This is a genomic window from Methanosarcinales archaeon (assembly GCA_014859725.1).
In the GTDB taxonomy this organism is placed as follows: Archaea; Halobacteriota; Methanosarcinia; order Methanosarcinales; family Methanocomedenaceae; genus Kmv04.
The window spans coordinates 21,303-46,131 of sequence record JACUTQ010000003.1 but is presented as its reverse complement, the minus strand read 5'-3'; the positions used below and the strand labels follow the sequence as shown (position 1 = coordinate 46,131).

General features: G+C 43.4%; 22 protein-coding genes. 6 read left to right on the top strand and 16 right to left on the bottom strand.

Annotation, left to right across the window (positions count from 1 at the left end; all coding sequences use genetic code 11):
* From IBX40_00730 to IBX40_00705, 6 genes are all read right to left on the bottom strand, one after another.
* On the bottom strand, window positions 1-1,084 hold a 1,084-nt coding region (locus tag IBX40_00730; protein ID MBE0522854.1), incomplete at its 3' end, for an NgoFVII family restriction endonuclease.
* 150 nt (window positions 1,085-1,234) lie between these two features.
* Complete coding sequence (locus IBX40_00725) at window positions 1,235-2,002, bottom strand: nucleotidyltransferase domain-containing protein (GenBank protein MBE0522853.1); 768 nt, start codon at window positions 2,000-2,002, stop codon at window positions 1,235-1,237.
* Between the two features lie 76 nt (window positions 2,003-2,078).
* Complete coding sequence (locus tag IBX40_00720; protein ID MBE0522852.1) at window positions 2,079-3,659, bottom strand: FMN-binding glutamate synthase family protein; 1,581 nt, start codon at window positions 3,657-3,659, stop codon at window positions 2,079-2,081.
* Window positions 3,660-3,724: 65 nt separating this feature from the next.
* Window positions 3,725-4,405 carry a (2Fe-2S)-binding protein gene (locus IBX40_00715; GenBank protein ID MBE0522851.1) on the bottom strand — a complete coding sequence of 227 codons (681 nt, stop codon included), beginning with the start codon at window positions 4,403-4,405 and terminating at the stop codon, window positions 3,725-3,727.
* A gap of 25 nt (window positions 4,406-4,430) precedes the next feature.
* Window positions 4,431-6,287, bottom strand: coding sequence for a 4Fe-4S binding protein (locus tag IBX40_00710; protein ID MBE0522850.1), 1,857 nt, complete (start codon window positions 6,285-6,287; stop codon window positions 4,431-4,433).
* A gap of 12 nt (window positions 6,288-6,299) precedes the next feature.
* Window positions 6,300-6,755: an NAD(P)H-dependent oxidoreductase subunit E gene (locus IBX40_00705; protein MBE0522849.1), complete on the bottom strand. Its 456-nt coding sequence runs from the start codon at window positions 6,753-6,755 to the stop codon at window positions 6,300-6,302.
* A gap of 417 nt (window positions 6,756-7,172) precedes the next feature.
* Here IBX40_00705 and IBX40_00700 point away from each other — a divergent pair, with 417 nt between their 5' ends.
* Window positions 7,173-8,780 (top strand): FMN-binding glutamate synthase family protein, encoded by a 1,608-nt coding sequence (locus IBX40_00700; GenBank protein MBE0522848.1) that lies wholly within the window; start codon window positions 7,173-7,175, stop codon window positions 8,778-8,780.
* 80 nt (window positions 8,781-8,860) lie between these two features.
* Here IBX40_00700 and IBX40_00695 read toward each other — a convergent pair whose 3' ends face one another.
* Entirely contained in the window at window positions 8,861-10,108 is a 1,248-nt protein-coding gene (locus tag IBX40_00695) for a Glu/Leu/Phe/Val dehydrogenase (GenBank protein ID MBE0522847.1), read from the bottom strand.
* Window positions 10,109-10,360: 252 nt separating this feature from the next.
* Window positions 10,361-13,006 (bottom strand): PEP/pyruvate-binding domain-containing protein, encoded by a 2,646-nt coding sequence (locus tag IBX40_00690; protein ID MBE0522846.1) that lies wholly within the window; start codon window positions 13,004-13,006, stop codon window positions 10,361-10,363.
* A gap of 176 nt (window positions 13,007-13,182) precedes the next feature.
* On the opposite strand from IBX40_00690, the gene carB reads away from it, so the two are divergent.
* Window positions 13,183-16,383: a carbamoyl-phosphate synthase large subunit gene (gene carB, locus IBX40_00685; protein MBE0522845.1), complete on the top strand. Its 3,201-nt coding sequence runs from the start codon at window positions 13,183-13,185 to the stop codon at window positions 16,381-16,383.
* Window positions 16,384-16,616: 233 nt separating this feature from the next.
* On the top strand, window positions 16,617-17,105 hold the full coding sequence (locus tag IBX40_00680) for a hypothetical protein (GenBank protein ID MBE0522844.1): 489 nt from the start codon (window positions 16,617-16,619) through the stop codon (window positions 17,103-17,105).
* 465 nt (window positions 17,106-17,570) lie between these two features.
* Here the strand turns inward: IBX40_00680 and IBX40_00675 are convergent, their stop codons facing one another.
* Together IBX40_00675 and IBX40_00670 are read right to left on the bottom strand one after the other, a co-directional pair.
* Entirely contained in the window at window positions 17,571-17,828 is a 258-nt protein-coding gene (locus IBX40_00675; GenBank protein MBE0522843.1) for a DUF3795 domain-containing protein, read from the bottom strand.
* A 43-nt stretch (window positions 17,829-17,871) separates the two neighbouring features.
* Window positions 17,872-18,075 carry a DUF3795 domain-containing protein gene (locus IBX40_00670; GenBank protein MBE0522842.1) on the bottom strand — a complete coding sequence of 68 codons (204 nt, stop codon included), beginning with the start codon at window positions 18,073-18,075 and terminating at the stop codon, window positions 17,872-17,874.
* 816 nt (window positions 18,076-18,891) lie between these two features.
* Between IBX40_00670 and IBX40_00665 the strand changes: the two genes are divergently transcribed.
* From IBX40_00665 to IBX40_00655, 3 genes are all read left to right on the top strand, one after another.
* The gene (locus tag IBX40_00665) at window positions 18,892-19,161 is read left to right on the top strand and encodes a hypothetical protein (protein MBE0522841.1); all 270 of its coding nucleotides are present in this window, start codon (window positions 18,892-18,894) and stop codon (window positions 19,159-19,161) included.
* Between the two features lie 565 nt (window positions 19,162-19,726).
* The gene (locus IBX40_00660) at window positions 19,727-20,107 is read left to right on the top strand and encodes a sporulation protein (protein MBE0522840.1); all 381 of its coding nucleotides are present in this window, start codon (window positions 19,727-19,729) and stop codon (window positions 20,105-20,107) included.
* Window positions 20,108-20,132: 25 nt separating this feature from the next.
* The gene (locus IBX40_00655) at window positions 20,133-20,792 is read left to right on the top strand and encodes a DUF2953 domain-containing protein (GenBank protein MBE0522839.1); all 660 of its coding nucleotides are present in this window, start codon (window positions 20,133-20,135) and stop codon (window positions 20,790-20,792) included.
* A gap of 24 nt (window positions 20,793-20,816) precedes the next feature.
* Here the strand turns inward: IBX40_00655 and IBX40_00650 are convergent, their stop codons facing one another.
* From IBX40_00650 to IBX40_00625, 6 genes are all read right to left on the bottom strand, one after another.
* Window positions 20,817-21,023 (bottom strand): MoaD/ThiS family protein, encoded by a 207-nt coding sequence (locus IBX40_00650; GenBank protein ID MBE0522838.1) that lies wholly within the window; start codon window positions 21,021-21,023, stop codon window positions 20,817-20,819.
* Window positions 21,024-21,029: 6 nt separating this feature from the next.
* A complete protein-coding gene (locus IBX40_00645; protein ID MBE0522837.1) occupies window positions 21,030-21,170 on the bottom strand; it encodes a hypothetical protein in 141 nt (46 codons plus the stop codon).
* Between the two features lie 43 nt (window positions 21,171-21,213).
* A complete protein-coding gene (dph2, locus tag IBX40_00640; protein MBE0522836.1) occupies window positions 21,214-22,212 on the bottom strand; it encodes a diphthamide biosynthesis enzyme Dph2 in 999 nt (332 codons plus the stop codon).
* A 16-nt stretch (window positions 22,213-22,228) separates the two neighbouring features.
* Complete coding sequence (locus IBX40_00635; protein ID MBE0522835.1) at window positions 22,229-22,780, bottom strand: purine phosphoribosyltransferase family protein; 552 nt, start codon at window positions 22,778-22,780, stop codon at window positions 22,229-22,231.
* Between the two features lie 43 nt (window positions 22,781-22,823).
* On the bottom strand, window positions 22,824-23,258 hold the full coding sequence (locus IBX40_00630; protein ID MBE0522834.1) for an FprA family A-type flavoprotein: 435 nt from the start codon (window positions 23,256-23,258) through the stop codon (window positions 22,824-22,826).
* Between the two features lie 157 nt (window positions 23,259-23,415).
* Complete coding sequence (locus tag IBX40_00625) at window positions 23,416-24,594, bottom strand: argininosuccinate synthase (protein ID MBE0522833.1); 1,179 nt, start codon at window positions 24,592-24,594, stop codon at window positions 23,416-23,418.
* Window positions 24,595-24,829: the final 235 nt, after the last annotated feature.

The following is a 24,829-nucleotide window of genomic DNA, read 5'->3' as shown; positions in this document are numbered from 1 at the left end:
TGACTTTCTTTAACCTGTTTGTAAGGAAATAACCAGAAGTAACATTCACTTTTTCGCCTGAAGATAATCGAATCCTTATATCCTCACCTATCTCACCAATCAATAACTCTTCCCATTGAGATATTACAGAAGGTGGTAAAATCAATAAGACAGAAGGTTCTTTTTCATCATTTGCAGTCCATGTGGGGTGTTTTCCATAAATGAATTCCTCAATTACAGCAGAAGCCATAAAACTCTTACCCAATCCTACAGAATCCGCCAGTATAACACCATTATAGAAATTGAGTATATTGACAGCATTCACCACTCCAACAAGCTGAAATTCCATCAGAATATCTTTCTTAAGTAGATTTAAAACACGTCCTTCAAACCAGTTATAAACAAGATACTTAAACAATATTTCAGGTTCTACCATCTGACCTATCTTTGGATAAGGACTGTCTGGCAAAACTCCTGAAAGGTCAATAACCTTCAATAAGTCTTCTCTGAATTCAATTGCATCTTCCCAAAGATTATCAAACCACTTTTCTAAATACCGAACTTCTTCCCTTGAAGTAAGTAACACATTCAATTCCCTGTTTGTAGTTAGACCACTTGAGGTAAAATTAGATGAACCCACAGCAGCCAGACCTGGAGATGAGAATTCTTCATCAGGACTGGTTAAGAACAAATACAACTTTGCATGAAGTCTTGACTTGTCAAAAAGCCTTACATCGATAATATTATTGGCTATAAACTCTCTAAGAGTTGAAAGATGTATTATTTTTTCTTCATTCGGTTCAGTTTTTTGTAGTTCTTCTATCATCCGTTGTTTGAAGATATCTTTTAAATTATATCCTGCAACCAATTCTTCTTTTGTCGGATAAGTGGTTTCATCCCCCATTACAATCTGCAAAAATGGTTCACTTGTATATCTATCAGGTTCAGGAAAATCATCATTTACAAGTGAGAAACCGCTAAGGAAGAAATAACCAATGGCAAATTTTGCTTCCTTAGATCTTTTAAGTTGGTCTTTAACAACCTTTATGAATTCCCTATCTGGGCTGTTATCTATAATATTTGGTGCAATTATATTATTGTTCATATGGCTTCAGCACTTTTTGATTACATCTTTTATAAAGTCAAATAGGTTGTTATTCTTTTCTCCCTGGCATTCAAAGAGAACACATCACTAATAAAATATTACTTAGTGCGTTGTGAAAGTATTTAGTAATAATTATTCCAATATTTGCGTTCATCCGCGGTTTTTCAAAGCAAAAATATGCTCAGTCACCCACTCCCTTATCTCATCCAGCGAATCCAATACAACATCCACATCAAGCTCCCCCCCAAAAACCCCATCATACACCCTCGCAATCCCAGGACACCCCTCATGTATCCCCTCAACCAGCGCCCTCTTTGAGACAATCATCTCTCCAGCCTCACAAAGAAAATACGCACGCAGATAATGAGACGCAGCCGCCGCAGCATCTGAGCGGGCGGCCTCCAGGTCCTCATTCTCAATACTTCTCATCAGATATGATCGGCGGATATCCCCATATCGTAAATAATCCCGGTATGCATCTTTCCTCAGAGAAATATAACCGTCTTCGAGTTGCTTCTTAAGACCTTCAATAAATCCGGTATCCAATAATACAACAGCTTCTCTTAGAGGGTTGACTGCTTCCCTTGGTGCACCCAGTTCGAGAAGATTTAAAAAGTTATCTTGTGTCAGAATTGCACAGGAAATATCCTTGAAATCTCCAAAACCCTTAATTTCATTAAATCGCCCGGATTCTCCAAGAATCTTCAATTGCTCAGCAGCAGGACTTTTATTAACAATCGCCATTAGATCAATATCACTTGATTCGTTATCCTCATTTCGAACCACTGAACCGTATAAAAAAGTTGAAATTAAATTATCGTCCAGCACGTTTTTCAATAAATCTGAATACCTTTTTGCCAGTTTTATTTTATAAGAATTTACCATAAGATTATCCATTGATATGAACCAAAAGGTCATTAAGGTCTTTAAAATAGCATTAAAAAATAAAAAAAAAGCCGACCGGGAAAACCCCCGGTCAAAGTAACTATCCGATTCAGGAATTCAGGATCGTTTCCACTTCGTCCTTGTCCACATCCATCACATGGGAGATGCCGGAAACCTCAGCCGCTTCTCTGGTAAGGGCTGCAATATCGTCTCTTTCAATATATTGCAGAGCGAACTTCCTGTTGCCTGTCATCATCTGACGCATACCCTGAGCAAGCCTCTGGAAGTACGTGTACACACCTATAGCACCTGGCGGGATCCCGTCATATCTGCCATTATACATCTTCTTCAGTTCAGGAGCTGATATGAATATCTCATCAACAGATTTGCCGAACCTGCTGATATACACAGGTACGCGTCCCTCATTGATCTTACTGCCAATGGTCTTGCCAACCATGGCCGCTGCCAGGGGTGCCCTGGCCATACCGACTAGCTTGAAGTACGGTGCTCCCAGAGCCAGTGCCTTCACGACCTGGTCCTCAAGGGTAATACCGCCTGCTACAGCTACGTCGGGCACATACTCGCCGCGATCGTCCAGCTTCTTCAGATACTGGTACAGCAGTGAGTAGATCTCAACCTGGGGCATACCCCATTCGTTCATCATTCTCCAGGGACTCATACCTGTACCGCCGCCGGCACCGTCCACGGTAAGCAGGTCAAGTTCAGCCTTGCTGGCATACTTCACTGCCCTGGCCAGGTCTGCCGGCCTGTATGCACCGGTCTTTAGGAACACGTGCTTGGCACCGGCATCTCTCAGTTCCTTTACACGGCTCATGAATCCTTCCTCTGTCACCATGCCGATCCGGCTGTGCCTCTCGAACTCATGGAAACTGCCAGTATTGAAAGCAGCAATAACGTCAGGATCCATTGGATCAGGCAATACAACATACCCACGTCTGCGCAGCAGCTGTGCCCGATCCAGGGTATTGAGCTTTACCTCGCCGCCAATATCCTTGGCTCCCTGGCCCCATTTCAGTTCAACGGTCTCCACACCCAGTTTTTCCAGACCATACTCCTGGACGCCCAGGCCCGTATCCTCCACATTGGCCTGAAGAATGATGTCACCGTATCCGTCCCGCTGCCAGTCCTTGTACAGTTTGACCCTGCTGGCAAGGTCAGGTGAATGCACCACCCTTCCATTCTCTATGACAGAGTCAGGGTCCATACCGCACACATTTTCGCCAATTGTCAGAGGTATGCCTGCCATGGCAGAACCAATGGCAAGTCCGTCCCAGTTATTGCTGGCAACTGCTGTGCTGCCAAGACCTGGAATGATGAACGGCAGTCTCAGTTTAATGTTCTTATCCTTGCCGATTGCCACCTCAAGGTTCACGTTCGGGAAAATGGCAACTTCGCTGTTTGCCTCAATTCCATGAGCCCCTACTGCGGTCCCCAGGATGGTGAAATGGCTCAGATCTATTGGATAGTCCTTTTCAGAAGCCGAAGTAGTGATCCCGTAGGGCTGGGGGTAAATTACCTCCGAGCCCCGGTATGCAGACTTACCGATCTCGCACATGCCGATACACCCGTCTACACAGGTAACGCACATGCCACTTAAGGGACTTACCGATCCCTCTGTTCTGTTCTTTGTCAGCGTAGCCGCTGTCGCATTTATTCTTGTCAATGACATTTTGATCCTCCAAATATTTTATAACTTTCTTCAATTTATTTAAATTCAATAATTTGATTCAATTCTCATTTCACATCCTCTGGTCTTTTCACACATGACAGGCACGGAACCATGAAACACATGGCATCATCATAGGTATTGGCGCATACCGGTTCGGTGTTGAGACACCCGCTGCACAGTACGGTCTCTGCCTGGGGTCCCTGGCACCTAAGTTCACAGACCGGACAGATATGCATACATGCACCACATTTGCGGCATTCCTCTGAGTTCATATCAAAAGGCGTAGTGATGTATCTGTCAACACCCCTGCCGGCAAACCCTATGGCTCTGGCCACCATCTGTTCCTCGCACATGCGCACGCACAGGCCGCACAGTATGCAGTCGTCGTTTAAGGGTGTGAACCTGACCTCCTGTAATTCAAGCCTGGAAGCCATATCCTGCAGCGTCTTTGAGCTGGGACAGCGGGCAACCAGCAGTTCCATTATCATTTTCCTGGTCTTTATCACCCGTTTGCTGTGGGTGCGTACCTCCAGCCCTTCTTCCACAGGATGCATGCATGAGGTGACCAGTTTGGTCCTGTCCCCGCCGCCGACCTCCACCACACAGAGCCTGCATGAACCATAGGGAGTAAGCCCTTCATTATAGCACAATGTGGGGATGTCTATTCCATAGAACCGTACTGCTTCCAGCAGGTTCCAGTTGGGATCAGCCTGCACTTCTGCACCGTTTAACATGAACTTGACCATCTGGCCTCTCTTTTCTGACATGATATCACTTCTTTCCCACAGCATCAAACCTGCATACTTCATAGCACATGTCGCATTTGATGCATTTTTCAGTATCCAGCACATGGGGCTGTTTCTTTTCTCCTGATATGGCATCTGACGGACAATGCTTCAGGCATAGACCGCAGCCATTGCACTTTTCAGGATCGATCTTGTATGTGATCAGTTCCTCGCATACGCCTGCCTGACACACACCGTCCCTGATATGAGCTTCGTACTCGTCCCTGAAATATTTCAATGTGGACATAACAGGATTAGGTGCTGTCTTGCCCAGACCGCACAGTGCTGCATCCCTCATTACCTCTGAGAGATCCTCGATAAGTTCCAGGTCTTCCATCCTGCCCTTTCCTTCGGTAATGTCTGTGAGCAGCTCACCCAGACGCAGCAGTCCTTCCCTGCAGGGTACACATTTACCGCATGATTCTTCTTCCAGGAAGTTGACGAAATATTTGGCCAGGTCCACCATGCAGGTATCCTCGTCCATCACGATCATACCGCCTGATCCCATCATTGAACCGACTTCTGTCAACCGGTCGTAATCAACTGGCAGATCGATCAGGCTTTCAGGGATACAACCACCACTGGGCCCCCCGGTCTGTACCGCCTTGAAGGACTTACCATTGGGGATGCCGCCGCCGATATCATAGATGATCTCACGCAGGGTCCTGCCCATTGGCACTTCCACCAGTCCGGTATTGTTGATCTTGCCTACTAGGCTGAACACTTTGGTACCCTTACTGGAATCGGTGCCTATACCTGAATACCAGTCTGCCCCTTTGTTTATGATCAGGGGCACATTGGCCAGGGTTTCCACATTGTTCAAATTGGAAGGGCGATCCCACAGTCCCATATCAGAGGTGTGGATATACTTGGCTCTGGGTTCACCTGGCTTACCTTCCAGTGAGGCCATAAGGGCTGTTGACTCACCGCATATGAAGGCGCCGCCACCGCGGTTTACATTAACATCAAAACTGAATCCTGAATTCAAAATGTTGGAACCCAGTATTCCGTATTGTTTAGCCTGTTCAATAGCTATAATAATATTCTGCAGTGCCAGCGGGTATTCATTCCTCACATAGATATACCCTTCATTGGATCCAATGGCATACGCTGCAATAATCATGCCCTCAAGTACGCTGTGGGGGTTGCCCTCAAGGATACTGCGGTCCATAAAAGCACCGGGATCACCTTCATCAGCGTTGCATATGACATATTTGATCTCTTCTTTAGCATTTCGGGTTGACTCCCATTTTCGTCCTGTAGAGAAACCACCGCCACCTCTACCCCGAAGACCTGATCGTTTGATCTCATTAAGTACGTCCAGTGGTCCCATTTTGCCCAGCATTTTAGTAAGAGCTGAGTATCCACCATTAGCAAGATAGTCTTCCAGGCTGTGGGGATCGATCTTTTTGTTATTACCCAGGAGATGCTGTGTTTGCTTTTTATAGAACGGGATATCTTTTTCATTTATAATTGACTGACCGGTCAGGGCATCTTTAAAGAGCAGTCTGTCAACCACTTTACCACTGGTTATCGTAGTATCAATTATTTCAGCGACATCCTGGACTGTCAATTTCTGATAGAATATCTCATCCGGGAATATCAGGGCAATAGGTCCTGCTTCACAATATCCGTGACATCCGGTAGTCCTTAGATCCACTTTGTCAGTTAGACCTTTGTCCAGAATCTCTTTTTCAAAAGCATCCCTGACCTCAGTGCATTGTTTTGCCAGACATCCAGGTCCACCGCATACTGCAATGCACTGCTTATCAGGATCTTTACCTGCCAGTATTTGCTGATGCAGATCCTCAAGTTCCTCAATTGAAGTTAGCTTCAAATTAATTCACCTTCAGACCTATTTACCGTTGAACAGACCTTCGATCTTGATAGGGGTCATCTGTCCGTGATATGTCTCGTTCTCAACTACAACCGGACCCAGAGCACATGCTCCCACGCAGTTGACTTTTTCAAGCGTATATTCTCGGTCCGATGTTGTATCTCCGGCATTAATACCCAGTTCGCGTTCAAGTTCTTCCAGCACGATCTGTGACCCCCTCACGTGGCAGGCCGTACCCATACACACATGTATCTGCTGCCTGCCTTTGGGTTTCAAGCTGAATGCCTTAAAAAAGGTAGCTGCTCCATATACCTGAACTCCAGGTATATTCAATCTGTTTGCCACATATTTCAGGGCTTCCTGGGGCAAAAACTGATATTCTGCCTGGATATCCTGTAATATGGAGATCAGCGAACCTTGTTCAGCATTATATTTGTCTACTATTGAACAAAGTTTGGATTCGCTATCCGTCATCTAATACCTCCTGTTTTCATATAATTCTCCAGATTTATTCAAATTCAAAATTTTTTAACATAGGTTAAACAATTTTTTTGTGGGCTTGCCAACGCCATACGCCACTTTCTTACTATATTATATTTAAAGTTAACCCTATTAAAGGCAACCTTTTACCCACAATCACATAAAAAATTTATTCATTTACACCCAAGTTAGGGATAATTATTTATAGTATAGTTAGATAGTAATCTACCGGTTGCCTATTGGCGGTCGACAGAATACTTACCTGAAATATAACCCCTCCAGATTCATTTTGCCAACACATCTAATACCTGGAAAACTCCAGAAATCATACCTTTTTTATCAGGGGGTTACATTTCAGGAAAAGTGTTACTGTAGCCATCACTAGCTGCCTAAAAACCAAGAGGCTAAATCGTGAATCTTAGAATACCAAATGCAAATGAAGCTACCGGAACCTCTAACCGCTCTAGGAGTGTGGCTCCGGTTTCCGGAATCTGTACCCGGTGCGTAGACGGGTGCAGAGGCAACTGCGAGATATTTAAAGCCACATTCAGGGGCAGGGAAGTATTATACCCCGGACCCTTTGGCGAAAGTACGGCAGGAGCCGATAAAAATTACCCGGTAGACTATTCCCACCTGAACATACAGGGATATGCAGTGGGTGCGTACGGACTCCCGATCGATGTGATGCCGGGGCCCGACACTGCCATATTTCCGAATGTCGATACCGAGACCGAATACGGTTGGAACCATAAGGTCAAGATGAAACTGCCCATATTCACGGGTGCCCTGGGCTCCACAGATATTGCACGAAAGAACTGGGAACATTTTGCCATAGGTGCGGCCATCTCGGGCATTACCCTGGTCTGCGGAGAGAACGTCTGCGGCGTTGATCCTGAACTGGAACTAAATTCCCAGGGCAAGATCAACAAATCCCCTGAGATGGATAGAAGGATCAATACCTACAGAAAATTCCATGAGGGTTATGGCGAGATCCTGGTCCAGATGAATGTAGAAGACACCAGACTGGGTGTAGCCGAATATGTAAGCAGTAAACACGATCTGGATACCATTGAGCTCAAATGGGGCCAGGGTGCAAAATGCATAGGCGGCGAGATCAAGGTTAAAGATATTGACAGAGCCAGAGAATTGAAGGCAAGGGGATACTTAGTTACACCTGATCCTGAAGCACACGATATCAAAGAAGCCTATAAGATCGGAGCTATAAGGGAATTTGAACGACATTCCCGCCTGGGATTCGTTACCAGAGAAGACTTTATGGCAGAGATCGACCGGCTGCGTGATCTGGGATTCAAGCGGATTACACTTAAGACTGGCGCATATTCAATGGTGGAAACTGCCATGGCGCTGGCATACGGGACCGAAGCAAAACTGGATCTTGTCACCTTTGATGGTGCACCAGGCGGCACAGGTATGAGCCCCTGGCCCATGATGAATGAATGGGGCATACCCACGTTCTATCTCCAGAGCCTTGTACATGAGTTTGCAGAGAAGCTAAAAGCTCGGGGTAAGAGAGTACCTGATCTGGCAATGGCCGGAGGATTCTCAAGCGAGGACGGGATATTCAAAGCTCTGGCAATGGGCGCCCCCGATGTGAAAGCAGTATGCATGGGTCGTGGACTTATGATCCCTGGTATGGTGGGGAAGAACATTGCGAAATGGATCGAGGAAGATGACCTGCCAAAGACTGTGTCAGAATTCGGGCGCAGACCAGAGGAAATCTTTGTACACTACGAGGAACTACTTGATAAGTACGGCAGTGATGTCAAGGACATCCCGCTGGGCGCTATTGGAATATACAGTTACTGCCAGAAGACCAGGACAGGATTGCAACAATTGATGGCAGGAAGCAGGAATTTCTCTTTGTCCACAATATCCAGAAACGACCTCATGAGTCTTACTGAAGAGGCTACCAGAATATCAGGTATACCATATGTGATGGATGCCTACAGACAAGAAGCGGAAGATATCCTCTACCAAACAGAGACTATCCTGGCATAACAAGTATAACTCAAATGACGTTGCTCAATTTCATAAGCAACGTCTCACATATTTTCTTCTTTTTAACCTTGTTTAGGGAATTAAACCCAACAGCGATGTTCCATTGCTTCAACCACACGTTCCACAGCGACCGTATATGCAGCCTTACGCATATTAATGCTGTATTTTTTGGAAGCATGCAATGTGGAATGGTATGAATCAGATATTTTCTTATCCAAACGCCTGTAAACCTCATCCTCATCCCAGTAGTACATATACAGGTTCTGTACCATCTCAAAGTAGGATACTGTCACTCCACCGGCGTTGCAGAGGAAATCAGGTATCAGATGAACACCATTTTCAAACAGGATGTCATCTGCTTCCGGCGTGGTGGGACCGTTAGCCAGCTCAGCGACGATCTTGGCTTTGATGTTCTGAGCATTCTTATCTGTGATGATATTTTCCAGCGCTGCCGGAATAAGTATATCAACATCCAACTCCAGGAGTTCTTCATTAGTAATGGGTTCAGAATCCGGGAAATTGATTACAGAACCGGTTTTGGTTTTATGCTCATACACTGCATCCGGAATAAGTCCTTCCTTGTTGAATATTCCACCTTTGCTATCGCTGACAGCCACTATTTTGCACCCAAACAGGGATTTACCAAGGGATGCTGCATAATATCCTGCATTCCCATAGCCCTGGATGGCAACGGTGGCATTTTGAATGTCCAGTCCAATTTCATCGGAAGCTTCTCTAATAGTATACCAGCCGCCACGGGCTGTTGCATCCTGCCGCCCGCAGCTGCCACCCACACATAGCGGTTTACCGGTAATAACACCGAATACATTCTTACCCTGAATTTTTGAATACTCATCCATCATGGCCGCCATGATTAACGGATTTGTATAGACATCAGGTGCAGGGATATCCTTATCCGGACCGATAAACTGGGATAAACCCCGAATATAGGCCCGGCTTAAGCGTTCCAGTTCAGCATCAGACATCTCCTTGGGATTACAGATCACTCCCCCTTTCCCTCCGCCAAGAGGCAGATCAAGCAGTGCACACTTCCATGTCATCCAGGCAGCAAGAGCTCTCACAGTGTCAATGGTCTCATCAGGATGGAATCGAATTCCACCTTTTGTTGGGCCTCTGGCATCATTATATTGAACCCTGTAGGCTGGAAATACACGGACCTTGCCGTCATCCATACGTACGTGTAATGACATGTGCAGTTCACGCATCGGTACTCGAAGGACTGCCTGTACACTGGGTTCTAACTCGAGAATCCTTGCACACTCATCCAACTGCCGCTGCGATATCTCAAACGGATTATTCTCCATAATTTTCTTCCTCCTGATAATTTCACACACTTACTTACTAAATACTATAAAAGTATAACTATTTTTCAAAACAAATATAATAGGTATGGACTTGCCGTTTCCTTATTTCTTATTAAAAGCTTTCTACTAAAAATCGTGAAAAATTATCCAGAGGCAACCTATTACCTTAAAATTAACATAAAACTTTCTGTATCTCTTTAGGCCACAGAAATTGGCATAATGATTTTCAATTTTGCGCTTTTTCCAGGCTCTGTATCAGGGCGAGGAAGCGGACATAAGATAACAGAGAGAGCTTTGGCTCTGGGGATCGGCCACGACTGCAGCGTGTGCAACAGATTCTGAGGATTGAACATCTATCAGTTTGATAAAACTGCAAAACATCTTGTCATCAGGCAACAGTTCGGCCAGTATATTTTTTGATACTTCGAAAAATTCCTCATTGAACTCTGATTCAGGTGTATCAGGATACACAGGCATGTAGATGATATGGCCTTCCATCAGATCCTGGAAGAAATGTGTACCATAGGATACTTCAGGTGTATGGCCGCCTCCCCCCCTGGCAATTTCAACAAGAACGGCAGTATTGTCTATATCTGAATAGGTTATGTTTACACCAAGGTCAATATTATTGCTGCCCCACCTCCCGGGTCCCATTAAAATATATGCTTCCCCATCCAGACGAAGTCGTTCATTGATCCTGCCAACCACACGCCCCACTGATTTCTTCACATGCAGTTCTTCAATCCCTGCATACACTCTCGGGTCTATGTAGACTATGTACCGAATATCACTAATCACTCCCCCATTAATGATCTTGCTGGACCTGAATAAGATATTTTTCTGAGGTATATCAGCCGGTATGACAACGGGACCGGTTATACCTGGTATCTTCATGGTACGACATTGTAATACGTTGATTCTCGTCCTGTTATTTGAATCCACAAATGCTGTAAATTCCATATCCACCGGGTAGTCATAACCCTTTTCGATTATTTTCAACATTTCTCCTATGTTCTCTACAAAATCGGTCTTTCTTATGAGGTTGTTGAAAGTTAGAATAAGATTGCCCGATACCCCGTCTATACGTCCGGTATGCTTGTCATAAAGATAACCGTCCTTGTATAAGGACATAAATAATTTAAGATTGGGGTAGTCACCATCAGTGTTCAGTTCAGAAACAGGCAGTGTCCTGAACTCATTATCCTTAAGGTCAAGCAGATCGACCTCCCACTGGGAATATTTTGTAATTTCCATGCCTATCTCGGGTCTGAGTTCCGGATGACTGATTGCTATCATTCTGGGATAATCCCTGCCAACCCTGTCCACTGCACGGGTACCCAGACCGAATACCAGTCTGATCATTCCCTTCTCTGGGTCTATACGGGGAGTCCAGGCGAAAAGATTTTTTGAAAATGTCACACCGGCAAGGGTCGGAAAGAAATAGTGCTTATATGGTATACCAGATACACGCTGTACAAGAATTGCCATTTTTTCATCGGTATCTTCGAGACCGTGGACCCTTCTGTATGAAAAGGCGTCTGGATTTAATGCACTTGCATATACAAGCTTAATGGCGCCTATAAATTCTTCAAGTCTTTCATCAGGGTTGCCCTGGTTGGTACAGAATTCGCTCCGGTATTTGCCTGCAAACGCATTGCCAAAACTGTCCTCCAGTAAACTGCTGGACCTCACAATTATGGGTGCCTGTCCAAAATAGTCTATCAGGTTGCGAAACTGTTCTGTAATCTCTTCCGGAAATTTTCCGTTAAGGAAACGATTTTCCACCTCTTTGAACATTTCCCTCGTAAGCCTGGAGTTCTCTGATAACTGCAGCCTCAGACGAAAAAGGTCGTTATCCACCAGAAAAGTGAAAAATACGTCTGATCCGATATAGAATGAGTCATGTGCCTCCAGAATTCCTGAAAAATCGCGGTTTTCACCGTCTTTAAGCAGAATGCTTCTGGCAATCAACATGCCCGCGGCTTTCCCCCCAATCCTGCCAGACCCGATCATGCGGTCTCTAATATTCAAAAGGTCTTCGAGGGTCAAATAATTGTCAGCAAGTTTATTGAAAAGGGGATGATTCCCTATGATCATCCGTGAAAGTTCCTGTTTGAGGGCTATTGTTTCTGTGGATTGTGACACCATACCGGTTTCCCAGTACTGTGTTAGTTTTTTATACACGCTGTCCCATGGAGCAATGGTACTGGTACTCTGGAGGACCTTCTTACGATGGCTGGTGGAAACTGCTGCAGCATCCCCACTATTGAATACAGGCACCAGCTTTCCATTGGAAATAACATGGGGCAAAAACATCTGTGGAGAATAACGGTCGTAGACTTTCAAAGGATGCAAGTAAATTCTGGAGTCCACACGGTACACATCGATCAGTATCTGAGTTGTATCCCGTATCCTGGCAACCGCAGAATGACTGTGCTTGCCCCTTGTCAGGGCAAAAAACGCAATCGTATCAAGTTCGAACATGTAAGGACAGGTGACTTTAAAAAAGTTGGCAAGAAGTTCATCTGTGGCCCATTCAACGACCAGGGAGGACAGGTTGTCAAAGACATAAAAAACCTGTTTGCCGTATTTCTCTATTATCCTGTGCACTTCACTGCTGAAGAAATCAAACCCCTTGCCCGGGTCAACCTCTATTAGATCCAGATATTCCCTTGGTTTGAGCACCGGGTTATGGGGAGCAAAACTGATATAAACGCATTGATAACCGTCCCTGATTCCCTGGTGAATGAACCTGTCAGCATAAAAGGAATAGTCATCCAGGTCGTCAACCTGCCAGACTATATTATCACCCAGCCTGAAACCCTGTATTACCTCATCCAGGGAAGGAACACCGCTACTTATCATTCTTGATTGTATTTTCTCCATGTGCCTTTTTTCCATTATTTCACCCAACGATCATAAACCCTCCCCAGCAAATGTTATCCATATCTTGATACGTTTGGCAGTATGGGAACTAAAAGCAGAATAGCTATGTTATTTTTCTGCTTTATTAAGATTCAAGAACAAAAGGATATTTAACGTGTATTAGGAATAAGGTACCCCAGGAAAGGTGCACCATGTCACAACAGAATGATATCCATAAAGTATTAATTATAGGATCCGGGCCCATACTCATCGGCCAGGCTGCAGAGTTCGACTATTCAGGTACGCAGGCATGCAAGGCGCTGCGTCAGTTAGGTTATGAAATTGTTCTGGTTAATTCCAATCCTGCTACCATCATGACCGATCCTGAGATGGCAGATATAACATACATAGAGCCGCTAAACCTCGAAACTCTCGAGAAGATAATCGAGAAAGAGCGACCTGATGCATTGCTGCCAAACCTGGGCGGCCAGAAAGGATTGAACCTTTCATCCGAGCTTTACAAAAAAGGCGTGCTGGAAAAATACGGTGTCAGGATCATAGGAGTCCAGGCTGATGCCATCGAAAGAGGGGAAGACCGGACCTTGTTCAAGGAAACCATGAATAAGATAGGCCTGGAAATCCCCATCAGCGAGACCACAGAAACTGTTGAGGGTGCAGAAAAAATCGCAAAGGAGATCGGTTATCCTGTAGTGATCCGACCTGCCTATACCATGGGTGGGACCGGCGGAGGATTCGTATATAATGTGGATGAACTTCGCACCATTGCTGCCCGTGGCATATCAGCCAGTCTGATCGGGCAGATTCTTGTGGAAGAATCAGTAATGGGGTGGGAAGAACTGGAACTGGAGGTGGTGAGGGATGCCGACGGTAACAAGATCACTGTCTGTTTTATTGAGAATATCGATGCAATGGGTGTACATACTGGCGACAGCTTCTGTTCTGCTCCCATGCTTACCATTGATGAAGTACTTCAAAAACGGCTGCAGGAGTATTCATACCTAATTGTTGATGCCATCGGTGTTATCGGGGGTACAAACGTCCAGTTCGCACATGATCCTGAGACCGACCGGGTTGTTGTCATCGAGATCAATCCCCGTACCTCCCGCTCATCGGCCCTTGCATCCAAAGCGACCGGGTTCCCTATTGCACTGGTGTCAGCCAAGCTGGCAGGAGGCCTTCTTCTGGAGGACATTCCTTATTGGCGGGACAAAACACTTAATAAATACACTCCTTCCGGGGATTATGTGGTTATAAAATTCGCTCGCTGGGCGTTTGAAAAGTTCCCGGGATCGATTGATCGATTAGGCACCCAGATGAGAGCCGTCGGGGAGGCCATGAGTATCGGCAAGAATTACAAGGAAGCCTTTCAGAAAGCCATACGGTCTTTAGAGATCGGTCGTTACGGCCTGGGGTTTGCCAGGAATTTCAATGACCTGGAACTGGACGAATTGTGCAAGTTGCTCATGGAGCCGTCATCAGAGCGCCAGTTCATCATGTACGAAGCGCTGCGAAAAGGGGTGTCTGTCGATGAACTATATGAGATCACATACATCAAACCCTGGTTCATCAATCAGATGAAAGAATTGGTCCGGTTGGAGGAAGAAATTCTCAGCTATAAGGGTGAGGAGCTGCCCGGTGACCTGCTTATTCAAGCCAAGAAAGACGGCTTTTCAGATAAATACCTGAGTAAGATACTGGGAGTACCTGAAAAGGATATCCGCAAGCAGCGTCTGAACCTGGGCCTGCGGCAAGCATGGAATGTTGTGCCTGTCAGCGGAGCTGAAAATGCAGCCTATTATTATTCAACCTACAATGCCCCGGATGAGGTACCGGTCTCGGACAGAAAGAAGATCATGATCCTGGGCGGCGGGCCGAACCGTATTGGGCAGGGCATCGAATTCGATTATACCTGTGTACATGCTGCCTTTGCACTGAGAGACCTGGGATATGAGTCGATCATGGTCAACTGCAATCCTGAAACGGTTTCCACGGACTATGACACCTCAGATAAACTTTATTTCGAGCCCATAACTGTGGAAGATGTGCTCAGCATTTATGAAAAAGAAAAACCGGATGGCGTGATCGTGCAGTTCGGAGGTCAGACCCCCCTGAACATTGCCGAAGAACTGGAAGCTGCCGGGGTGCCGATCCTGGGAACGTCTGTAACCAGCATTGACCTGGCAGAAGACCGTGAAAGGTTTGCGGCGATCATTGAAAAACTTAAAATTCCCATGCCTGATCCCGGTACTGCCACATCCCTGGATGAAGCCTTGAAGGTGGCTGAACGTATTGGGTATCCTCTGGTAGTTCGTCCCTCATACGTGCTTGGCGGCAGGGGCATGGAAATTGTCTTTGACGAGGAAATGTTAACAAAATATGTCATGGGTGCCATCGAGATCACACCTGAGAAACCCATGCTTATTGATAAGTTCCTGGAAGATGCTCTTGAGTGTGAAGTGGACGCCATATCTGATGGTACGAATGTTTTCATTCCATCCATTATGGAACACATTGAGCTGGCCGGCATCCATTCCGGGGACAGCGCCTGTGTATTGCCACCGATCGGGATATCAGAGGTACACATCAAGACCCTGGAAGAATATACCAAACGAATTGCCACTGAACTCAAGATCATTGGCCTTATGAATATCCAGTATGCCATAATGGATGACAAGATCTACATTCTTGAGGCAAATCCCCGGGCTTCGCGTACCGTACCGCTGGTGTCAAAGGTTACCGGCGTGTCCATGGCACGCATGGCAACGGAAGTGATGCTGGGTGCGAAACTGGAAAGTCTGGATGTGCATAAGCGCACATACTCACATTTCGGAGTAAAGGAAACTGTATTCCCGTTCAACATGTTCCCTGAGGTGGATCCTGTATTGGGACCTGAGATGCGCTCAACAGGCGAGGTGCTTGGTCTTGCCCAATCATTCGAGATCGCTTTTTTCAAGTCCCAGGTGGCTGCCGGATTTACACCACCTTTGAACGGTACTGCGCTGATCACTGTTGCTGCCAGCGACAGGCAGCGCGCTCTTCCGGTTGCCAGGGACCTGGTCTCCATAGGTTTTAGAATTCTTTCTACCAGTGGCACTGCTGCTTATTTCAAAGAGAACGGAATTGAATGTGAGATTATAAAGAAATTGCATGAAGGCAGGCCCAATATCGTCGATGCCATGCATAACGGCGAGATTCAATATGTGCTCAATACGCCAATTGGCAAGGAGAGTGTCTATGAGGATAGCTATATCAGAAAATCTGCTATCAAGTACAATATCCCATACTACACAACAACAGCCGCCGCACTGGCTGCTGCCAGAGGTATTAGAGCTACCCGGGAAAAGCGCATTGATGTTAGATCTTTGCAGTCATATCACAGGGATATAAAATAATAGAGTTGTGATGTGGTAAATATTTAATAATGGTATTTCGAAATAGTAAAATCATGCAAGATGTCAAAGATATTTACATTAATCTGAGGATTTAAATAAAAACCATTATATGCCAAAAAACGTTAACAAGCCCCATATCCTTCAAGTACGGGGTATAGTGACTGAAAAGAAGTGAAATGGAATGAAACTCAAAATAAAAGATTACATCAAAGGGCAATCCATGAAGAAATTTATTGCTGACCTGCATTTTAATTGTGGGCATTGTTTTTATTGCTGGTTGTATCGGTGAAGAAAAAACAGATACTGACACTCCAGCGAGCCACCAGAATAATCAGGAATCTGATGATCAAACAACCGATTCGATTGTTATACAGAGTGATGTTCGGGGACTTACGTTAGATCCTAATTATCATTTTTTTGCCGTTCCAAAAAACACGTTATATGTATTTGGTAATCTGACCGATCTGACTTATGGAGCCACTCTGCCAATAGGTTATCGAAATGTCGGGGAAAAATCGCGTTGGACGGATCAATCAGGCCGAGTAGTGAGAATTATCTTATATAAATACGATTCGAATCCTTCTACAACGATAGAATATATTACCAACTTAAAGGGTACTTCCAAAGAAGAATTTATTATCGAATTCGTGGGCGAACTTGGATCAGGTATTGATATAAATTGGGGCGATCCACACATTGGGGATTGTTCTGACACACACTGACACAAATACAGATATCCAAAAAACTCGAATATTGTTTGTTTATAATAATAATCACGTAAATTTGGCGGTCACAGACGAAAAAGGTAAAAGCAAAAAAGAAGCCATAAGAATTGCGAAAATAATTAAAAATAGACTTGATTAATGGCTAACAATCCAAAATGTGCACGGATGCCCCGCAATTTTATTACGGGGTGGCGTGGTTGGGGCTGAAGATGTTTGTCCTATGCTCGGTTTGTATTGATCTGCAATCTCTTCAAGAAAATAAACCCAGTACCGCTTTTTTTTCGGTTATCTACACCATGCGCCGATAGCTTACAGCGAGAAAAATATTACATACACCGCTAAGCCTGTATTCATAGTCATACTTCTTCGGATAGCCGTGTGAAGCAGGGATGGAAATTCTTGCCTCTGCAATCAGCTGTTACTCTTGATATTTTAAGATTAATATGAAACCTGAATGAAAAATTATTTTTTTCTGTGAAACCTTACGAATTTCACACTATGTATTGGACAATAACTCCTTGAAAGACCTCTGATAAGATCACATGGGTATTCAATACAACTGAGACATGATTGAACTTTTTTATCAGTAGCACAATCGAAGATGATACAATTGTAAATTTTAGACTTATCTTTGTTTTCAGCTAAGCAACCATTACAGGATAAATCATAATGTATGCATAACTCGCATGCATTACCACATTTACCGTAGCTCTTAATCAAATATCATTCATCCATCTGTTTGATTATGTAAAAATAAAATTCACTATGGAACTTGTAAATGTTTTTTGCTGCGTATGGGGCAATAATCCCTTGAGAGGCTTTCAATGAGATCACAGGGGAAATCAATACAACTAAGACATGATTGGACATTTTTATTTGTAGCACAATTGAAGATGACACAATTGTAAGTATCAGGATTATCTTCGCTTTCAGCTAGACAACCCCGGCAAGTCAAGTCAAAATGCATGCATATCTGACAAGCATTACCACATTTACCATAATTATTAAACATATATCCCACAACCTTTAAATTTATACTTATATTATATTATAAAACCTTAACTCTGCTTTTTAGGGAATATATCCATTCCTGGTTTTTCATCTAAATCCCATAATTTTTTTGGCTATTAACCAAGAACATCATCCAAAAATACAACGGTTAGATATTTTTATGCATGATCTCATTTCTTCTTAAAAATGTATGGCTTTGTCTTTATTCTTCTTATTGAAGAATGGGTGAGACATAGATTAAAAGTTAAGTCCTCAGTAGGGTGTATCAGATGAATGAATCAATGAGGTTTTTTAGTGAGGTACTGAAAATTAAGAAATTAAAATATCCATCTATGAAGGATGCAACATTTGAAATTTGCTGTTAGTGCATAACATCACCATATTCATCAGGATTGTCATCAGTCACTTTTTTTCCTTTTTTTTATATGACCATATCTCATCTATTTACACCTGGCCAAGCTCAAGCTCTTGAAAAAAGTAATCGGTAACTTCTTTACAATGTGTTCCTGCAATGTCAGCCATCTGCAAATAGTATCTTTATCATACCCGGTGGCTCTTGCCGTTCCACATATCAAATATTTTCAATTGATCGGAGACATGACCTTTAAGTTGAATCATTCAAAATTTTTGTTTTTCCCATAATTGAGAAACATATGGTCATAATTATTATATCCATGTCCATATATTATTAATTTTATATTTTCGCACTCAAAATTAGGGGTGCGATAATGTGTAAATCAAATCCATAAAACTAGAGAATGGAGGAAATAAAATGAAAAAGAAATATTTTATTAGTGGATTGCTGGTAGTAATGGTATTAGCTATTGTTGCAATACCGGCAGCTTCAGCATTACCGAGCTACGGACCCGATAGCAGCGCCTGCGATGGCCAGTGCCATCATACGGCACCTGAGCCAGAACCAGCACCTGATCCAGCACCCGATGATGATGATGCAGATGAAGACGATGAAGAACACGAGGATCACGACGAACACAGACATGACAAACACAGACATTATGACAAACAGATAACTAGGTGTTGAATTAACAAATTAGAAAAATAAGCAAAAATGGAAGTTAAAGGGATTCTGATTATCCCATTTTTTTTTAAAATTATCTGTATTTTTTCTGGTTTATACCAACAAATTGCTTTTAATAATCGGAAAATCGATATTTATGAAAATTCCCACCAAAAATTGACCCACCCTATTATTAAAATACTCCTGCTTTATTGTAGGAGGTTTTGGGGGATGATCTTAGTGGAAGATTGGATAACAATAAGGAACTTAAAGAAGCGAAATCCCAAAATGGGAACAAGGGCAATTGCAGAGAAACTCGATTTATCGAGAAACACTTTTAAAAAGGGGCTATTTATCACATTACTGCTGCTTCAACGATTATTGTAAGATGTCGTGATGGATTGATCCGTTTCTGAGCTTTGAGCCTCTTTAAAAAATCTTCTTGGCCTGATATTTACTGGCAAAATCTGATTCGAAATATTTTCAGAACTATACATGAAAAAATATCCTGGGACTTTTCAATTACCAGTTGACCAAATACTACAAATATAATCACGTTTAATTTTACTTCAACAAGGGGTTGTAATCGATGATAGTTGAAGAAATGATAAAGACAATTACCGAAGAAATCAGTGAGATGATTTCCACAAAGACCGTTGTGGGAGAACATATTACACTTGACGGCAGAACGATAATTCCTGTCACAAAGGTAAGTTTTGGATTTGGCAGCGGCGGTGGAGAAGGTAAGAAAAACGGCAAAGATGAAGGTACAGGCGGCGGCGGCGGCGGTGGAGCTGTAATCACACCCGTGGCTTTTCTTGTGATGACCCAGGACGACATCAAACTGCTTACCATTAAAGATAAAGGTACGCTGGCCCAACTAGCCGATGTTTTGCCAGATGTGATGGATAAATGTAAATCAGTAATGGAAGAGAGAAAGGCTGCAAAATCCGAACAAACTGAGGAATAAATAAGACATTCCAATTCAGGATTGTATGACCTGGCAGCTGATACCCGGGATTCTCATTGCATTGATATTAATAGTCCTGGGTCTTTTGCTGTTTCCGGTAATAGTCCATGTCGAATCTAATAGATTCAGAGGAACAATCGACGGCAGGATATCTATCAAATGGCTGATAATCAAATTAAGACATTCATTGAAGGATGAAAAAACCGACATCCTGCTTTTCAGCCATAGAATGATCAGTTTCCAGCATAAACAAAAACCAACAATAACCAAAGATACTGCCAAACTACAAGATACTGAAGAATCCGCAGATACTAAAGAACCCCCGGAATCTAAGAAAACCCGAAAAATCCCACTAATTAAATCCCACAATGTTATAAAACCGCTATTAAGGTTTTTCAGAGAACTACTCACCACTATCAGGTTCAGGCATCTCTCAATTGATACCACTTACGGCATGGAAGACCCAGGACTTACAGGTATTCTTACAGGGTACCTTCATGCTGTTAAAGGGTCGTCGCAAATGGGGCAGAATTTCCAATTCACTCCGGATTTTACCAGGTCAATATTGGATTGGGACATGAGTGCATCAGCTGCTATCACCCCAGTTCGGATATTTCCGCCCATTGTCAGATTCGTTACCAACAGGCAGGTGTTAAGGTCAGGTTGGGAGATCATCAGAGGATAGGTAAAAGAAAACCAACTACCAGATTCATCCGCCTGATACGACTCTTAATATTTCAAGATAGTCAGCAGATACCATCTCATCCATTGGAACAGGCCTCCCGTCCACCATGATAATAACGGTCTCCGGATTTATCTTAAGACAGGCTAACACATCATAATAAGTGCTTCCCTGTTCAACATCAATAGATTTTTCATTAACCCCACCGGCCAGGACCTTAACCCGTATTTTCAAAAAGTATTACTCCTCTTCAGGCAACTCAGCAATTTCCCCTTCCGATGTTGTCAAAGATTCAAGATTATTCTCAATCAGTTTTTTTTCAAGAATTTCCTGTTTTCGATCGCCTTTTCGTTCCATATCTCTTTTTTTATATTTGGACATCGAAGTCACCTCAATCTCACATTATATTCAATATTTAATAACCTTACGTATCATCCCTGATCTCATCAAATACCAGCTGGTCCCAATCCCGCTCCCCAAGCACGATCTCGAACTCCATTGGTGTAAGTATAGGTATATTGTACCGATTTGAATCATCTATTGCAATGCGTGGACATGCGGTATTTACAAAAGCATCTACCTTGAACTGCAACAGTGCATCCGGGGTGATATTATCCAGTGATATTATGAGGTATTGTTTGTTGTGTTTTTCAGCTAATCGTCCCAGTTCTTCTGCCAGCATCTCCCTGTTCTGCCCGATCTTGGTTGATACGATAATCCCAAAGATTTTAGCATCAAGGCATTTTGTAATTATCCCATATCGAATACGCAATATCCTTTCCGGGTCAATCCATTCTATTGTATCTGTAAAAGGGTCGGCTGCCAAGACCTTTCGTTTGGTTGCAATTGCTACTCCGAGTGGATGGAACTTGCCAGATCCAATGTACATATACTGGTCGCACTCCACATCTGCTGCTGAAAAATTGCATCCGAGCAGCTGACCCGGATATTTTATCCTGGAATCACCAGGGCCAAATTTGCAGGTAATCCCTTTTGATTCCAGGATAGATCTTGTCTCTTCCATTTGATGAACATGCTGTACAGTTGTCAATAACCCAAGAGTACCTGATCCCAATTCGATTGCTGCTTTTTCCACAACCGGTCTAATATCGGCTTTTGAGGGTGTTTCAATATATATAACATTATCAAGCCCACCTTCTAATTCAGAATGGCCAAAATGGAACAGTATATCCACAGAATCCATAATTGCCATATCGATATCACATGCCCCGTAACACGGATTCCCGGAAATAATTACATCAGCTGATGTCCGGTTCTTAACTTCCCGGACAATTGAGAACGCAAGCCTTTTAAACCCTTCAGGAAATTGGAGCCCTACGGTGCTGGCACCTGATTTTTCTATTAATCCAACAACCCTGTCCAGGTCGAAATCAAAACTGCTTGATATAGAAGAATTGTTCATATTTGAAGAAAATTAATTAAATTAATTTCACGCCTTTCGAATCTACTTCAAGTCTCACCAGGGTCTTAAGCGGATATCCCGTACGTCTGAACTGCTCAGCCCCTGCACCCCGCTCAATTACTACCACCACATCACAGATTACTGCACCGATCTTTTCAACAGCCGAACAGACTGCTTTCATCGTGCCCCCGGTGCTGATCACATCATCGATAATAATCAGACGATCTCCTTTAGATATTCCGTTCAAGAACAGTTTGCCTTTTGAGTAACCTGTAGATTGGTCGATCTCAACTTCATTGGGAAGATGATAAGGTCTTTTCCTGATAATTGAGAGAGGTATACCAGTGTTTAGTGCAAGGGCGGTTCCAATATGGATTCCCATAGCTTCAATAGTAAGTATCTTATCGAATCCTGGTTCTGCTACTGCTAATATCCTGTCTGTGACCTCTTCTAATAGACTGGGCTCCAGGTATGGTACACCATCTGAAATAGGGTGAATAAAATAATGGTATTCCCCCCGTTTAACGATAGGAGCTGCTTTTAATGATTCTTCAAGAAGGTTGGGCATATCTATAAAATATGCCACAATCCCACTTTTACCTATCGATTAGTTATCCTTTCTTGAGTTTCTCGGCAATATCCTTACCTAACCGGTTGCACTCTTTGATATCCTTATCACCCGGCTTATATTGTACCCTCAGTACCGGATCTAATATTTCCATTCCCCCTTTTCGCATCTTATCTGCGATCATTCCCGGGGCTTCACCGCTCCACCCATATGAGCCAAATGCTACACCTACTTTTCCTTTAATTCCTGTCTTTACCATCGTATCTATGAATTTTTCTATAGGTGGAAGAATGGTATAATGAAATGTGGAAGAACCTATAGCTATCGCATCAGCGGCCGCAGCCTCTTCGGGTTTCCAATCATAGAAACTCTTAATTTCTACATCCATATTCCTCGATTTTGCACCATCAGCTATTGCTTCAGCCATAATTTTAGTATTTCCCTGAGTACTTAGATATACAACTGCAAGTTTTGACATTATTAACCCTCCATTTAACGAAAAAAGAATTAATATAAAAATTATGCACTTTGACTTAATACAATTTTCATACCAACTCTGAATAAAATAAAGTATGGTCATGATTTATAAGATTTTCTGTGAAGGGGGACTGTTGTGTAGTCCGATAATATAATCCTTATTTCTTTACCTTCTGATGCAGTCTACCCTGGAATCCGTGATATTTGGCCACCCCTTCAGCATCCTTCTGGTCAATGCAGGACTCATTGAATGAGACCAGGTCTGTCGAATACAGCATATAGGGTGAATGCCTGGCAACTACGGTTGCACATCCCTTATACAGTTTGAGCTTAACCATTCCCTCTACATGGGCTTGTGTGCTATCTATAAATGCATTTAGATCGCTATACAACGGCTCATCCACCAGTCCCATATATGCCAATTCAGACCATTCCTCATCGACTCGTCCTTTAAAACTCAATTCACGCCTTGTAAGAACCAGCTTTTCAAGGTCCTTGTGGGCAGTCAACAGTATAGTGGCTGCCGGGTGTTCGTAATTTTCCCTGGCTTTAAGGCCCAGAATCCTGTCCTCGATAATATCGGTTCGTCCCACACCATGAATTCCGCCGATCCTGTTAAGTTCCTTTATCAGGGCAACGCCATCCATTTCAGTACCATTCAAGGATATTGGAATTCCCGCCCTGAATCCGATCTCGATAATTTCGGCTTCAGGCCCATTTTCAGGGGATTGGGTCCATTCGTAGATCTCCTCAGGCGGAATATAATCCGGTTCTTCCAGCCGGCCGCCTTCAATGCTGCGGCTCCAGATATTCTCATCAATGCTCCACGGCTTCTCCTTTGTTACAGAAACCGGGATATTGTGCTTTAAAGCATAATCGATCTCCCATTCACGGGTCAGGTTCATATCCCTCATGGGAGCAAGTATCTTCTTATCAGATGAGCGAAAGACAGCTTCAAATCTTAACTGGTCATTACCTTTCCCTGTACAGCCATGGGAAATTGCCTGCGCATTTTCAGAATTTGCCACTTCGAGCACCTTTTTAGCAATAAGGGGCCGTGCTATTGCTGTCCCCAGTACGTAACCCTCATAATTCCCGTTGGCCTTAATAAGCGGAAAAATGTAATCGTTAACAAATTCGGCGTTGGCATCGATTGTATAATTCTTATCACTGATCAATTTGGCCTTTTTTTCAGCATTTTTCACATCGTCCTCAGGCTGGCCGACATCAACTATCACAGTAATAATATATTCAAAGTCATAATATTCTTTTAGAATCGGGATACATACTGATGTATCAAGACCGCCTGAATAAGCCAAAACCACTTTACTTTTCATATAATATCCTTTCCTTTATTAGCTAGTATTCCTCTATAATTCGTACTTGGAATGAAAACTATAAGTATAAACCTATCGAATAATATTTAATATACTTTAGATGATAATAATGATCCTAACAAACTTTGTCCAAAACGATAAATAAAATGGGAAAAGGACGAGGTAGTCAAAAACAAGTTGAATCCCTGACAAAGAAATCATATGACCAGACATAAAATTCGGAATGGGATTGTAT

Bases quoted from the DNA above. Each gene is read 5' to 3' on its own strand.
- IBX40_00725 (MBE0522853.1), bottom strand. From the start codon at position 2,002: ATGACCTTTTGGTTCATATCAATGGATAATCTTATGGTAAATTCTTAT.
- IBX40_00720 (MBE0522852.1), bottom strand. From the start codon at position 3,659: ATGTCATTGACAAGAATAAATGCGACAGCGGCTACGCTGACAAAGAAC.
- IBX40_00715 (MBE0522851.1), bottom strand. From the start codon at position 4,405: ATGGTCAAGTTCATGTTAAACGGTGCAGAAGTGCAGGCTGATCCCAAC.
- IBX40_00705 (MBE0522849.1), bottom strand. From the start codon at position 6,755: ATGACGGATAGCGAATCCAAACTTTGTTCAATAGTAGACAAATATAAT.
- IBX40_00690 (MBE0522846.1), bottom strand. From the start codon at position 13,006: ATGGAAAAAAGGCACATGGAGAAAATACAATCAAGAATGATAAGTAGC.
- carB (MBE0522845.1), top strand. From the start codon at position 13,183: ATGTCACAACAGAATGATATCCATAAAGTATTAATTATAGGATCCGGG.
- IBX40_00670 (MBE0522842.1), bottom strand. From the start codon at position 18,075: ATGCATTTTGACTTGACTTGCCGGGGTTGTCTAGCTGAAAGCGAAGAT.
- IBX40_00665 (MBE0522841.1), top strand. From the start codon at position 18,892: ATGAAAAAGAAATATTTTATTAGTGGATTGCTGGTAGTAATGGTATTA.
- IBX40_00660 (MBE0522840.1), top strand. From the start codon at position 19,727: ATGATAGTTGAAGAAATGATAAAGACAATTACCGAAGAAATCAGTGAG.
- IBX40_00655 (MBE0522839.1), top strand. From the start codon at position 20,133: ATGACCTGGCAGCTGATACCCGGGATTCTCATTGCATTGATATTAATA.
- IBX40_00645 (MBE0522837.1), bottom strand. From the start codon at position 21,170: ATGTCCAAATATAAAAAAAGAGATATGGAACGAAAAGGCGATCGAAAA.
- dph2 (MBE0522836.1), bottom strand. From the start codon at position 22,212: ATGAACAATTCTTCTATATCAAGCAGTTTTGATTTCGACCTGGACAGG.
- IBX40_00635 (MBE0522835.1), bottom strand. From the start codon at position 22,780: ATGCCCAACCTTCTTGAAGAATCATTAAAAGCAGCTCCTATCGTTAAA.
- IBX40_00630 (MBE0522834.1), bottom strand. From the start codon at position 23,258: ATGTCAAAACTTGCAGTTGTATATCTAAGTACTCAGGGAAATACTAAA.
- IBX40_00625 (MBE0522833.1), bottom strand. From the start codon at position 24,594: ATGAAAAGTAAAGTGGTTTTGGCTTATTCAGGCGGTCTTGATACATCA.